The sequence below is a fragment of the Crocosphaera sp. Alani8 genome (genome assembly GCF_038442745.1).
GTDB lineage: Bacteria > Cyanobacteriota > Cyanobacteriia > Cyanobacteriales > Microcystaceae > Crocosphaera.
In genome coordinates, this window is sequence record NZ_JARVCN010000225.1 from 18606 (window position 1) to 33357 (window position 14752).

11 protein-coding genes are annotated in these 14752 nt (G+C 35.9%); 6 read left to right on the plus strand and 5 right to left on the minus strand.

Annotated elements, in window-relative coordinates:
* Nucleotides 1-204: 204 nt before the first annotated feature.
* From P9B04_RS13635 to P9B04_RS13645, 3 genes are read left to right on the plus strand one after another with little or no spacing between them, the layout of a single operon-like run.
* Nucleotides 205-417 (plus strand): hypothetical protein, encoded by a 213-nt coding sequence (locus P9B04_RS13635; RefSeq protein WP_446718003.1) that lies wholly within the window; start codon nt 205-207, stop codon nt 415-417.
* Between the two features lie 17 nt (nt 418-434).
* Entirely contained in the window at nt 435-1454 is a 1020-nt protein-coding gene (locus P9B04_RS13640) for an Npun_R2821/Npun_R2822 family protein (protein WP_342055535.1), read from the plus strand.
* Between the two features lie 5 nt (nt 1455-1459).
* Nucleotides 1460-2449 (plus strand): glycosyltransferase family 2 protein, encoded by a 990-nt coding sequence (locus P9B04_RS13645; protein WP_342055536.1) that lies wholly within the window; start codon nt 1460-1462, stop codon nt 2447-2449.
* Nucleotides 2450-2527: 78 nt separating this feature from the next.
* Here the strand turns inward: P9B04_RS13645 and P9B04_RS13650 are convergent, their stop codons facing one another.
* Together P9B04_RS13650 and P9B04_RS13655 are read right to left on the minus strand one after the other, a co-directional pair.
* Complete coding sequence (locus P9B04_RS13650) at nt 2528-3361, minus strand: metallophosphoesterase (protein WP_342055537.1); 834 nt, start codon at nt 3359-3361, stop codon at nt 2528-2530.
* A 175-nt stretch (nt 3362-3536) separates the two neighbouring features.
* Nucleotides 3537-6167, minus strand: coding sequence for an EAL domain-containing protein (locus P9B04_RS13655; protein ID WP_342055538.1), 2631 nt, complete (start codon nt 6165-6167; stop codon nt 3537-3539).
* A gap of 281 nt (nt 6168-6448) precedes the next feature.
* Here P9B04_RS13655 and P9B04_RS13660 point away from each other — a divergent pair, with 281 nt between their 5' ends.
* On the plus strand, nt 6449-7318 hold the full coding sequence (locus P9B04_RS13660; protein WP_342055539.1) for a DUF928 domain-containing protein: 870 nt from the start codon (nt 6449-6451) through the stop codon (nt 7316-7318).
* Here P9B04_RS13660 and P9B04_RS13665 read toward each other — a convergent pair.
* The 3 genes from P9B04_RS13665 to P9B04_RS13675 all read right to left on the minus strand — a co-directional run bounded on the left by P9B04_RS13665 (nt 7315) and on the right by P9B04_RS13675 (nt 12024).
* Nucleotides 7315-8043, minus strand: coding sequence for a WecB/TagA/CpsF family glycosyltransferase (locus P9B04_RS13665; RefSeq protein ID WP_342055540.1), 729 nt, complete (start codon nt 8041-8043; stop codon nt 7315-7317). The genes P9B04_RS13660 and P9B04_RS13665 overlap by 4 nt on opposite strands.
* Nucleotides 8044-8113: 70 nt before the next feature.
* Nucleotides 8114-10237, minus strand: coding sequence for a 6-pyruvoyl-tetrahydropterin synthase-related protein (locus P9B04_RS13670; protein WP_342055541.1), 2124 nt, complete (start codon nt 10235-10237; stop codon nt 8114-8116).
* A gap of 14 nt (nt 10238-10251) precedes the next feature.
* Complete coding sequence (locus P9B04_RS13675) at nt 10252-12024, minus strand: hypothetical protein (RefSeq protein WP_342055544.1); 1773 nt, start codon at nt 12022-12024, stop codon at nt 10252-10254.
* Between the two features lie 258 nt (nt 12025-12282).
* Between P9B04_RS13675 and P9B04_RS13680 the strand changes: the two genes are divergently transcribed.
* Together P9B04_RS13680 and P9B04_RS13685 are read left to right on the plus strand one after the other, a co-directional pair.
* A complete protein-coding gene (locus P9B04_RS13680; protein WP_342055542.1) occupies nt 12283-13158 on the plus strand; it encodes an FkbM family methyltransferase in 876 nt (291 codons plus the stop codon).
* Between the two features lie 255 nt (nt 13159-13413).
* Complete coding sequence (locus tag P9B04_RS13685) at nt 13414-14622, plus strand: class I SAM-dependent methyltransferase (RefSeq protein ID WP_342055545.1); 1209 nt, start codon at nt 13414-13416, stop codon at nt 14620-14622.
* Nucleotides 14623-14752: the final 130 nt, after the last annotated feature.

Here is a 14752-nt window from a genome sequence, read left to right on the forward strand (position 1 = left end):
GGATAACTTAAAAGGGGAAAATCTAAAAATTACTAGCTTAATTAATGCTAAGCTAAAGTAACACAAGAGCGGTTGAAAGTAACTTACAGGGAACTAATTTTGGGAAGGCATACCTAGACGGTGCTAACCCATAAAGGGCTAGTTAGACCAGTGGTAGCTTTTCTTAGTAATCGATGATTTTAGCTTACAGTAACATTTTTGTTGTTGACACAAAAGTTAATTAGAGGTAAAGAAATGATGAACGTAGGTAAAGTTTTAATTTTCCTGGCTATTGGTATTGTTATTGCCAAATTTGTAGCATCTTTCTTTGGAAAAGGTAACATTCCTTGGCTCAATAAATTGGTAACAGCGATTTTATTTCTGTTTATTGGGTTTGAAGTGTATCAAATTGGTAAATTATTGATTAATCAACCATAAACATTCGAGGAAAAATTATGGTATCTCAAGGAATTTATACCCTAGCCAACGATGTAGTTTATGATCAGCTAATAGCCTTACTCAATAGCATTGAAACTCATGTTAGTTCTTCACTTCCCATCTGTATTATTCCTTACGATGATCGTTTAGATAAAGTCAAAAGTGAAATTAAAAATAGACAGAATTTGAGTTTATTTGACAATCAAGAATCAATTGACAGATGGGAAAATTTCGCCGATAAAGTTTGGGAAGCTCATCCCAGAAATCAGGAAAGTAAGGCAAGTCGTCCTAAATGGTATAAAGGTCATTTACATCGGAAATTAGTGGCTTTTGATGGTGAATTTGATAACTTTGTTTTTTACGAAGCTGACAATTTAGCGATGAAATCCGTTGAAGATGTGTTTACAAAATTAACAGACTATGATTTTGTTTTTGATGATTGGGAACATCGTAAACCAACGGAAAACGCAGCTCTAAATATTCCTATTATAGAGGCCAGTGGTTGTTATACAGAGGAACAAGTGAGGCCGAAGATTCACGACGCTAGTTTTTTCGCTTCTAAGCAAGGACTATTTCCTCCTCAAGAATTAGCAGAATTAGAAGAAAGATTAATCAAGAAAAGAGAGGTAGAATGGATTAATCGAATTGGTTGGTGGGATGATGTTTTTCTCTACAATTATCTTACTTTACGTAGCGAAAGACCCATTTATAATTTTACTCAAAGTCCAGATGGACAAGATAGAACAGGAAATTGTGCCGATGCTGATCCTTTTATCAACATTGATAATGTGCTTTACAATGAGCAAGGATTAAAACCGATTCATCGCATTCATTATATGAATTATTCTTCATCGGATTTTGCTCGTTTATGTCAGGGAGAAGACGCTAATATCAACTACAAAGACATCTTCCTACACTACCGTTTCCTAAAAAATCCTGACCAAAAACCAAGTAAATTAGTCCCTCCTAGTTCCCTTAAAAAAGCAACCAGAAAACTACAAGGAATCATGGGAAAAATTAAGCGAACAATCTCCTAAGAATTATGGCTAAAGTAAGTGTTTGTATTCCCACCTATAACCGTTCGCACTACTTGACTTATGCCGTCAATAGTGTTCTTAATCAAACCTATTCCGACTTTGAATTAATTATTTGTGATGACGGTTCCCCTGATAATACACCCGAGGTTGTAGCAGGATTTCAAGACAGTAGAATTCGTTATATTCGTCATGAGAAAAATATAGGAAGAAGTCGTAATATGCGATCCGGTTTTGAAGCATCCCAAGGGAATTATTTTATTAAATTTGATGACGACGATGCCTTAACCCCAGAGTTCTTAGAGCAAACAGTTAATGTCTTGGAAAACAAACCCGAAGTTGATTTTGTTTGTACCAATCATTGGATAATTGATAAAAATAGTAAAAAAGTAGAATCAGCTACACGAGAAAATGCAATTCGTTGGGGAAAAGATAAACTAAAGGAAGGGATAATTAATGATTTAGATTGGCAAACTTTTTACTATCAAAGTTTACAAGTGGGTTCAACTTTATTCCGTTATTCTTGTTTAAAAGAAGTAGATTATATGGACCCGAAAGCAGATGGGTGTGAAGATTTTGACTTATTGGTTAGGTTAGCTTTGATTGAGAAAGTAGGGTATTTTTTGCCAGAATATTTAATGGAATATCGTTTCCACGGAGGGCAAACCAGCTTAGGACAAAATTTACATTTTTTAGAAGCAAAATTATATTGTATAGAAAATTATCAATTTTCAGATCAAGACTTAGAAGAAAAAAGAAAAACAAAACTAGCTCAAACTCAACAAGACTTAGGATTAAGATTAATTGAAAAAGATCAAACTAAAGAAGGAAGGAAACTTTTAAACTCATCCAAAAAGATTTTGGGTGGCTCTAAAAGAACCAATTTAGGTTTATTAATGTCTTACTTACCCCTCAACTTACGTCAATTAATTTTAGACCAATTTCGTCAATGGAAACCTAAAGATTACACCGAGAAAGTTCGTACACAAAAAAGTTAACACGATTATAGAATTGCTCTAAAAAATAGAGAGAAAAGACTAGCAGAATTGAGTTTTTTCTCTCTACTTTATGACTATTCAATAAGAAGCTAAAGTAATAACTGTTAACTCTGGAGGACAGAAAAACCTCCCTGGAAAATAACTTCCCAAACCCCGATTAATATAAAGTTGATTTCCTCGAATGTGATGCCATCCTTGATGCCATTGCCAATTTTTGAGAATTGCTGAACAATGGTTAATATAGGGGATACATTCCCGTAATTTCGGGGGTATGTGTTGACGAACTTGTTGCAATAACATTAAACCAGGGCCAAAACCAGGGATAATAATTTGACCCCCGTGGGTATGACCCGATAGTTGTAAATCCACACGCCACCGTTGTAGAATTGTGGCAGTGTCGGGATTATGAGATAGAACTAAACAAGGCTTAGAGTCAGAAAGTCGAGACATGGTAGGTTCAGGATTAAACTCTCTAGACCAATAATCTGCTAACCCCACAATAGGTAGATTATCTCCTAACGGACTAACAATTTCATTCCAGAGAACCTTAATTCCTGCTTGTGTCATAGCTTCTGTGACTATGGGTTTAGCATTAGGATATAAAACATCATGATTCCCCAAAACAGCATAAGTACCCACTCGACTTTGCAATAGTTTTAGTTTAGGGGCTAAATTATAGATAGTGTCCGGTTCTTGAGTGATGTAGTCTCCAGTTAAAACCACCAAGTCTGGTTTTTCTTCATTGCTTAAGGATATCGCTTGATTGAGTAGGTGGGGAGATAAACAAAGTCCGTCATCATGCAAATCAGAAAGTTGCACAATTTTTGTTCCTTCTAGGAAAGTAGATAACCCTTTGATGGGAATAGTTAACCTTTCTACTTTCAAAGATTCGCTGAAAATAGGAGCAAGCATTAGCAAAAGTGTGTGTGATGAGTAATCTTACTTCTCACCATAGCTAGAGAATAAAACCCCCTCTCAAATTAATGCTATTTTTATAAGGTTTACCATTAAGAATATCTACTTAATAATTCAGCCTCAACCCTTCTTTTCCCCATCTTTAACTACTAATTTATGAAACGATTCAGACTTAAAACAGATTTTCTCTTTCCAGTAAAGCTTCTGCATCCTTACTCGAAAGAGGACGGGAAAATATATAACCTTGACCGTATTCACATTCTAGCTTTGTTAAAATATTTTGCTGGTTTTCCGTTTCAATACCCTCAGCAATCACATCAAAATTCAAATTATGACCTAAAGAAATAATCGTTTGTACAATTTGAATGTACTTGTGACTATCTTCTTTCTCTTCCATACGTTCCACAAAAGATTTATCCACTTTTAAAGTATCCACAGGAAGACGATGTAAATAACTTAAAGACGAATAACCAGTCCCAAAATCGTCAATACTTAAGCGTAATCCTAACTCTTTGAGACGCTTTAGTAGTCCGATGGACTCTTCAACATTATCCATCATCATACTTTCGGTGATTTCTAATTTTAAGCGATTCCCTTCAATACCAGTTGCATCAATAATAGTCTTGATTTGCTCAACTAAGTTTGGTTCGCAAAATTGACGACTAGATAGATTCACACTCATAATTAAAGCAGAATCTCGGGGAAACTTATGGTGCCAGTCGCGAATCTGACGACAAGCTTTGTCTAAAATCCATTCTCCCAAAGAAACAATTAATCCTGTTTCTTCGGCCACAGGAATAAAATCCCCCGGAGAAACAAACCCTCGAGTTTTGGAATTCCAACGAACCAAAGCTTCAAAACCGGCTATTTGTTGTGTTTTCAGAGAAAATATGGGTTGATAGTACAATTCAAATTCTTTGTGTTTCAACGCCGATTCTAAATCCTGTTCTAAACGCCAACGTTTTCCTGCTTGGGTTTCCATTTTTGGTTCAAAAATTTTGGGACGAGGTGAGTTGATTTCTTTTGCTCTGTGCATAGCAATATCTGCATAACGGAGTAACTCTGATCCGTGAAAGTTCTCCCCTATCTCCTCCAAAGAAATTCCCACCGTTACAGTAGTACAAATTTCTTGCCCTCGCCAAGATAGAGATTGATTTAAAACTTTTTGTAATTTTTCAGCAAACTTCATTACCTCTTGCTTATCCCTAACGGATTTTAACCAGATGGCAAACTCATCCCCTCCAACTCGTCCTAAATGATCTTGAGAATTACACTGAAACTGCTTTAGTTGTTGTTGCAGACGTTGGGAGATACTTATTAATAAATGATCTCCAGCTTGATGAGATAAACCATCATTAATGGTTTTAAAGCGATTAATATCAATAAATAGAACCGCCACTAATTCTGATGATTGGGACTTTTTTTTCTGATTCAGTCGTTGTAATTGCCTTTCTAAAGCTCGTCTGTTAGCGAGTCCGGTTAGGGGATCGTGATAGGCTTGATAAACGGTTTTATAAGCCAAAATACAGGTTCCTGATATCAAAAAACTGAGTAGAGATGGAACAAAAGGAACCCAACCTGACTGGATAAATAGAAAGAAACAAATGCCCCATAATCCTGCCACTAATAAGATGACATTCCGTCCTAATATCCAGATACTTTGCGATCGCCAAACCACTACCCATCCTAACAAAGACCAGAACACAATCCAGAGCAATTCTATGGCTTCGGGTAAAAACCAAAAAGCTCTTTCTCCTCGGGTAATTGTCCTTAAAAGTTGACTGATAATTTGTCCGTGGATTTCTACCCCAGGCATTTCAAAATTATCTGTTTCTGTGGCACTATAGGGAGTTGGAAAAGTATCTTTTTCTGCGATGCTTGTTACCCCAACTAAAACAATTTTATCTTTTACTAAATTTTCGTCAAAATTACCGTTTAAAATATCTTGTAAAGAGATTACTTGGGCAATTTTTTTGGAGGGATATTTGATTAATATTTGCCAACCAAATGCCTCAGATTCAGGAAGAATATAACCTCCAGAATTATTTTTCAGTCGAGGAAGCTTTTGTGAGTTTATTTCTAGGGAGTTAGAGCTAACTGTTAGAAATTGATTCTGCTCATTATTCAAATACTTCCGTACAATTTGCAAAGCAAAAGAATATTCTTTTAGTTTTCCTGAAGGAGATTCCACATACAAAAAAGTTCGACGTACTACATTATCAGTATCGATAGGTAAATCACTAAATCCCACTCTATTTTTAGGAACATTCTCAGGGGGACGAATCCCAGGATCGTCTTTATGGGTAGGAAGTTGTTTGACAACAATAATATTATCTTTTTCTAGAGCTTGTTTCAAAGCATCGGTTCCTGGAGATTGAGGGATATCTCGATAAATATCAAGACCAATTACTTGAGGACTATAACGTTGTAATTGATTCAAAAGTTTGGCTATTACTTCATCAGATAAAGGCCATTGATTTTGTTCTTTAATATCTGCTTCGTCAACCCCAACAATTAACAAACGAGGATCAGAACTTTCCCGCGAACTTAGTCTCACCATTTGGTCATAAGCAACTAATTCCAAAAATTGTAACTTTCCTGTTTGTCTGACAGCAATAATTCCTACAGCCACTAAAAGAGTTGAAAGGAGGATAGAATACCAAGGCATAAACTGATGTTGATGCCATTTGTTAAGTCGATTGTTACCCAGATTAACAGGAATATCCCTAGTTTCTTGAGAAGACAACTCTTTATTATTGTTAACGAGAAAAGAACGAATTACTCGATATAACTTACTAAACACTACAGTTTTGATGAATAAGTAAACAAATAAAGCGATAGATTGCCCAGAAATACTTTCTCGTGCTTATGAAAGGGTACGGTTAATTGGAAAAGGCGGTGTGATTGTAATCACAGTTCAGGTAAAAAGCTGGACGAAAAACAACGGTAGAGAGTAAGATTATGGCAGGAGTGAATTGAAGATATTAAGTTAATTATTACATCTAATGTCGAAGGATTAGTGTTAGCACCCAATTATTTCAGAAATTGTCAGCAACTATAGTAATTAATAAGGACATTAAAGTCATGCTTAATCAGAAATCTATTAAAATCACCACAAGGGTAATGACTTTAGTTACCCTCGCTTTACTATCTTTTCCTAATATAGGGCTTACCCAAACCACAAATACAAATAACGATGGCAATAGTAACGAAGAAGAAGAATCCATCGTAGGTAGTATTCCTGACCGACGTAAAGGGGGTGCAAGTCGGAGTCTAACTACGCCTCAAGATAGTAAAGATGATGAGAACAATGAGAATGAAGAAATTGTTCAAGCACCACAAAGACGCAAACCAGCAGCCAGTCGCAATGATAGCCAGTGTAACTTTAATCCTCAAGAATTGGTTGCTTTAATTCCTGAAAATCTCCAAGGTAAAACCACAACGTCTTCCCCCACTTTATACTTTTCTGTACCAGCTATTGCAGCCAACATAGAGATAGAATTCGTTTTACGCGGTCCCCAAGATGAGTTAATCGAAAAACAAACCTTCTCTGGTAAAGGAAGGGCGGGAATTATGGGCTTAAAATTGGGTGCAGTTCCTGATGTTTCTACCACTAACCCCAATAGTAGTTACCATTGGTATTTATCGGTAATTTGTAACCAAGGCGATCGAGCCGATGATATTGTAGTCGAAGGGTTACTTCAACCAGTTGTTCTCGATTCTAATCAACAACAACAACTGGCAACCGCTACATCGGAACAGAGAATCCAACTTTATGAAACTCACGATCTTTGGCACGAAAAACTAGACGCTTTAGCCACAATTAAGCGATCGCAACCCCAAGATTATCAAGCATCTCAAGAACTGAGACAGTTACTGCAATCAGTGAGATTAGATCCTAGCATTGGAGAAAAGCCCCTATTAGACACTCAAATCCTCAGCTTAAACCACTAAGAACCGTAAAAAAAGGATTTAAGAAAAAATTGGGGTAACACCAACATTCTCCGCCAACGCCAAGGTTCTTGATAAAGACGATATAACCATTCTAGGTTATTGTTTCGTAACCAACCTGGTGCGCGACTTTTTGTACCTGACCAAATATCGAAACTGCCCCCAACTCCTACCCAAATGGACTGGGGGCATAATTGTCTATTTTCACGAATCCATACCTCTTGGCGAGGAACTCCCAACCCCACGAAAATTAAGCGGGGTTGTTGTACTTTTAAGGTATTTTTCCAGGTTTCTTGTTCTTCTGGGGAGAGATAACCGTGAGAGGTAATAATGTTAATTTGAGGGAGTTTGCTTCGCCATTGGGTAGCGGCAGCTTCTGTTACCCCAGGTTTCCCCCCATAAAAAGCGATGACATTTTCTTGACTTTGATTAGCCAACGCTTCGATTAAAGATTGGGATAATTCAATTCCGGGACACCGTTGCTGTTGTTGTCCCCTCATTTTTAGATAAATAACCACACCGGCTCCATCAGGAATAACTAAATCCGCTTCTTTGATAATTTGACTTATCAGAGGGTCTTTTTCAGCCAGCATGGCCATTTCTGCGTTGATAGTGACTACATGAATCCCTTGACCTTCTTCGAGACATTGTAGTAGCCAATGGGTGTAGTTATTGGATAAATGAACTGGTAAACCAAAAACAGGAAAGGTTTTAGGGGAGGTGAGCATAATTTCCCTTGAATAACTGTGGAGAGTTTAAACAAACTCGTGACTAGTAGAGTTCGGAGACGAGGAAAAATTAATTTTTAGAACGGCTAAAATTGTGCAAAATTATTAAACCAATCAATCCTAACCAAGCTAAACTACTAATCCAGTTAGCCCAGGCTAAACCATGAAATGTAGAGCGAATAGTGTAGGTTCCTGGTTTGAGATCTACTCCAGTTAAATTATAGTCTCGATAATGAACCGCAGAAATTTTGTAAAATCGCTGATCATTGACCCAAACTTTCAACATATCGGGATAATATAAGACCGGTAACTGGACAATGTTTGCGTCTTCTGAGACAGTAATCTCACAAACCGTACTAACTCCTTGTTGCTGGCAGTTATCTTCTGTTTCCTTGACAGGAATTAGAGTATGTTTGGGTAACATTCCGTCTAAGAACAGTTCCTTAACTCGAATATTTAAGGGTTTGCCGTCCCGAGTTCCCCCTTGAACCACGAATTTTAAGCCAAAATCCTTGCTTTCTTCAGGGAGAGATGGAAAAGGAACCTCACCTTTTAATTCTCGGGAAACGAGGGGAAAAGCACCCACAACTTTGCCATCAATTTGAACCTCTAAGGTAGCAGTATCGGCGATATTTTCTAGGGGTACTTCTCCTTCTATGAAAAGGACAGGGTTTTCTCCATCTTCCCAAGCAGGATAGCGTAATTCCGCTTCTAATAGTAGGGGATGATTAACAAAGGTGTTCCAAGTACCATACCCAGGAATCCAGCCGGGATGTAGAAGGGGTAGTTCTGCTTTACCGTATAAAGTTCGGATGGGGGGACGGTAGAGATAGTCCAATGCACCGGAGTATCTAAATAGGGGTTCTTGCTTTAATTGATCAACGGTTAGGGTTCCTTTGGCTGGAGGAAGCCAAGGGCGACTAGCTAAGACAATAACTAGGATACCAATAACTAAATGACGGCGATCGAGTCTTCTGCGAAAGATTAACACCGTAGCATAAGCGGTTAACAATCCTCCAGCCCACATTACATGGGTAAGAAAGCGGAAAGTAAACTGAGTAACCCACAGTTGACGGGGTAAAATACTCCAAATATCTATGGGACTCCAGGTTAAAAACAAAGCAACCCCAAAAACCCACAGTAAACCTAACATATAGGGGCGAGTTTGTTGTAATTTGGGGGGCAAAGAGGGGGAAAAATAATGATAGTAAATGGTTACGCCCCAAGCTGCTAATAAAATCCACCCTACCGCCGGATGTAAACCGTAAGTAGCGGCTAAACCGGTTTGTGAGGGTTCGGGGGGTAAGGAGGTGGGAGATAATAAGTTGGCAATGGGTGTGTAATTATTGGTGTCAAAAGGGTTAATAACGTTGATTTGTTTACGGATGGAAAGGTAGGGAGAAATAAAGACAACTGGTGCTAGAAAATAAAATCCCAATAACCATCCTAAACCGTATCCTTGAAGCGGCGGAATTAAACGGGTGAATCTAAAGTCTGTTTTTCGGGTTTTAATAACAACAACTAGAGCTAAAAGAGCAATAAATAAAGTTCCGTAAACAAAGGTGATGATATGGGTAACTGCTAAACAGAACCAACTGATAGCACTGAGTATTAAATAACTTCGTTTTCCCGTTAGGTAGCATTGTATGACGTAGTATATAACCACGGGCAAAATACCTTGGGCAATGGCTTCTGTAAAGGCTCCTCTAGCATGAATATTGTTCAAAAAATAAGGAGCAGAAATATAGGTAATACCACCCAAAACTGATGCGATACGTGATTTTGTTAGTTTAAAGCCTAAGCGGTAAATATAAAATCCGCCAATAGTTAAAGCAATAATAATTACTAATTTATAAGCTTTGTAAGGATTAGTTGGGGTAACTAATTTATAAAACCAACCACCGATAAAATAGGGTAGTTGACTGTAAAATTGAAACCCTGGATAACGCCAACCATTGCCTTCTGCCGGTGCAACTCTTAGGGGAAATTGCCCCTCAATAATTGCTGTTCTTGCTTGAGCAATATAACCAACATGGGAAGCAGTATCATTAAAGCTTCCATTGATGATTTTTGATGAGGCCATAGGGGCCATCAGTGATAAGGCTATTACACTATATAAGATTGCAATTCCTACTGCAATACGGTGCTTATATAGCCATTCGTTGAATGATTTTATGATGTCTTTTGGTGTCATATAGTTTGATAAATTTAGCTGATTTTATAAACAAAAATAATATCGTTTCGAGAGTAAATTGGTTGAATGTTGATTAGAAAATTCCAATTTTCAGAAGCAATAGGGTTGGTTTCTTTGTGAGCATAAATTTTTTGTTTGACAGTGCTATCGATGAGTAAATACTGATAAGGTAGTTGGGCAATTATTTCTGTTTCTGGATTGAATCTAGGTGGGGCATAATAGGATTCAATATTAATAGAATAGCTTTGTATTTTACTTAGTAAATCTAGGTATTGGACAAAACCGATGTTAACACCAAAAAGTTGATAAGTAATGGCATTGTTATTATCCTTCGGCAACAAGTTGTTGTTTAGGAGATATTTTACTGCTTGTTCGGTTTCTTGTCCCCAATTAATGGTTGAATCATCGGTTAATTTCCATTTTTCTTGACTCCAAAGTGGGTTAACATAGCTCAAAGATTGAGAAATTCCTACTATTCCTAAGTAAACATAAAGGGTTAATGAACATATTAAGACGTATTTTTGCCATTTATGTTTCAAAACGACTGTTAAACTAGCGATTAAAAGATAAACAAATAAAATAATAGGATAAAAATATCGATAACCAATAATATTGCGGCTATCGTGAATCAACCAAAAATAAATCAGAGGATAAGCAGTGGCTAAAATAATTAAAGGAAGGTTTTGTTTATTGATATAATTTTTGATTGCCTGTTTCTCAGAAACTATTTTATAGACTGTTATCAATATCAGAAATAGTCCTATTATAAATAGACCAGGATTTTCTTTAAACCAAAAAATTTTAGCTAAATATTCCAAAGAAATTATAGGAACAAATTGCCCATTCCAAAATGGTTCTCTGATTCCTCCTGCTGTACTCAAATTCATCTTTATTCCGTCAATATAAGCCCCAAAATTATTGATAATCGATTTATTGAGTAAATTACCAAATGCCCAACGATACATTAAAATAGTTAAAACTACCTGTACAGCTAGGCTTAATATGCTTAATGTTAAGAATCTAATTAGACTGCTTATTTTCTTTTGTTTGAATAAGTAAAAGCTGATCAAAGAGTAAGTCAATAATGTGATAGGGAGTAAAATTAAATTACTAAACTTGGCATTAAGTGCTACAAACAAGCAAAGAGTAAAAATGAAAAAGTGAGTCTCCAAAAATTTCTGATTACCATCAATAGTTGTCTGATAAATAGCCATCAAAGTCAGTATTGATAGTACAGCATACACACTGACACTCACATCGAAAGCAATTAAAAAGTTATGACTATAAAAACTTGGGGAAAAAATATATAAAATAAGGAAAACTATGGAAATTTTAAACGGTAATTTCTTAAATATAAAAGTATATAAATATAACCAGATAAAAATGAAAGAGTTGAAAAATAAATAAGGTAACCGTAAATCAAATAATAGTTTATGAAAAGTCTCGGGATTCTCCATCAAAAGATTATAACCTAGATTAAAAGCCGCTAAACGGGCTTCGATACTTTCCTGCCCACTAACAATATTAATACTAGGGACTGTAAGATTGTATTCAGGATAAAATACACTAATAATTAGAGAATTAATTAACTTAAAAAATAGAGGATGTTCTTGATTTAATCCTAACCCTTGAGTATAAGCGTAAGCAGCACCAATATAAGCAGACTCATCTGAAGTAATAGAGGTTTGACTGATCAAATAAATACCAATAATATAATAAACAATTATTAAAAATACGAATGCTAACTGTCTATCAAATTGCTTAAAACTGAAACATTTAAACCTCATAAAATTTTGATTACCGAAGATTAGTGTATTTTGAATACTAGGGATCATTCTTACCACAAGTTAAGTCTTTTGTCAAAAAAATATGATACGATATCCATAAAATTAAAGTACAAAAGTACCGAAATAACCTACTTGTAGAGAGTTAATACCTGTGTTAACCTACCCTAAAAGGTTTCTCAGGAACTTACAACATAGGAATAAGAGTCTTATAATTGAACCTTTAGCTAAACTTTCCCATATAGGCAAATTACCTCAACTATGGCAATTAAAGATTATCTAATTAATAAACTACGCAGAATCTTAGGAATTATTGATATTTTAGCTGCCCTTGATCAAGTTTTAAAAGATCAAAAAAGGGAGTTAGTTAAAGAATTACTCAGTCAGATTAAATCCGGAAGTATTGTAGAATGTTGTATCAATGGAGTTGAACTTTTAACTCCTATTGAACCGTTACAGGTTTATCGACATTGTGTATCCCCTAATGCAGAACAAAAACTCAATTTTTCTGTTGAAAATCATTGCGCTAAGTGGTTAACTTCCTATCTAAACTATGGAGATACTGTACTAGATGTTGGGGCTGCTTTTGGAGTAATTAGTTTTCCCATAGCTAAAGCAGTTGGCAAAAAAGGTCATGTTTATGCCTTTGAACCTGCCAAAAATACTCAAGACATTTTACAAAAAATTTTAAACCTTAATAACCTTTCCAATATTACTTTAGTTCCCCAGGCTATTTCCGATCGCCCTGGGGTGGAAAAATTTATCGAATATAGTCAAGATAACGACTCTTCTTGGGCTTCAGACACATCTACACTAGCATCAGATAATGATTTTGAGCCAAACAAAAAATTCATAACCTACGAAGTTTCGGTGACAACTTTGGACGAATATGTAACAGAAAATGCTCTGGAACCATCAGCTATAAAAATGGACATAGAAGGATTTGAATTCTATGCTTTACAAGGGGCTAAACAAACCCTAGAAAAATATTTACCTTACCTCTGTATCGATATTCATGCCGATGTTAAAACAGGAAAATCTTCCCTAGTTGAAATAGAACCTTTCTTACAATCTTTAGGTTATCATATAACAATGGAAGAACACACACTCTATGCTATTCCCAACCATAAAAAATAGTAGTTAGAAAATAATTTTAACTATAAATTGTTCCGATAATTTCATTGAATCTGGTCTAGAAAAAACAAAACAATATACAAGAAATTAATCATTAATTTTTCAAACCATAAGTTACCGATTTTTAATTTTTCAAAAACCAAATCTGATAAAAATTATGTTCATGACTTAAAAAAAATAACTTATGCTAAAAAAAAATCTACATAAATGGTTTAATACTTGAATACATATTCCATCACCCAGGAGAGAACATTAACCTTGAATACTATTTGTCGCGTTTGTGATTCAACGAATTTAGAATTAGCTATTGATTTAGGACATCAACCTTGGTGTAATAATTTCTTAAAACCAGAACAAGTTGGGAAAGAACCTTTTTATCCCTTGCGAGTTTTGTACTGTCAGGATTGTGGTACAGTTCAGCTAGATTATACAGTTAAAAAAGAGATTATGTTCGGGGATCATACCTATCTTTCCGGAGTAACCAAATCTCTTAGTCAACACTTCAAAAATGTTGCTCACGAAGTGGACGATCGCTTCTTTAAAGATACCCCCAATAAGTCAGTTTTAGACATCGGTTCTAACGATGGGACACAACTGAAACATTTTCAAGCACTAGGGTACGATGTTTTGGGTGTAGAATCATCAAAAACTACGGCCAAAATAGCCCAAGATGCAGGAGTTCCTACCGTCAATGATTTCTTCAATTTAGATGTGGTAGAAAGTCTAGGACGTAAATTTGATGCGATCAACGCAGCCGGGGTGTTTTTCCATTTAGAAGAACTCCATTCCGTCACAGAAGGGATTAGAGAAGCATTAAAGGATAATGGTGTTTTTGTCGTACAATTCCTTTATATGAAGCGCATTGTTGATAATTTAGCCTTCGATCAAATTTATCACGAACATCTTTTATACTATAACCTTAACACCATTGAAGTGTTATTAAATCGTCACGGTTTATCCATGTTCGATGCCTATTTATCTCCCATTCACGGCGGATCAATTATTGGTTTTGTTACTCATCAAGGACAGAAAGTAGCAAGCGATCGCCTCGAAAAAATGCGTCAAGCAGAATTAGAAGAAAAAAGTAACCAATTCTCTACTTATTTAGATTTTGCTAAGCGTATCGAACAGATGAAAACTGATAATTTAGCTTATTTAGATAAAGCAAAAAAAGACAATAAAACTGTTTGGGGTTTTGGCGCACCAGTTAAGGGGAATACCATGTTAAATTACTTTGGTGTGGGAACACAATACTTAGATTATTTGGTGGAAAAAAACGAACTGCGACGGGAACTTTATTCCCCTGGAATGCACATTCCTATTGTGATTGAAAAAGAATTAACTCAACTTCCTGATATTTATTATGTGTTGGCTTGGAACTTTAAAAAAGAAATTTTAGCTAATAATCAGCATCTAATCGATCAAGGAATTGAATTCTATTTCCCCGTCAACCCTCAAGAGATTTAAAACAACACTAAACATCTCCCGTTTTCACAACGGGAGGTATAGTTAATTCAAATAAGATTGAGACAAATAAGAAGTATAATGAAGCTTCTCAAAAAGTCTGGGGGGACTCGCCGAAAGTTAGGGGACAAAG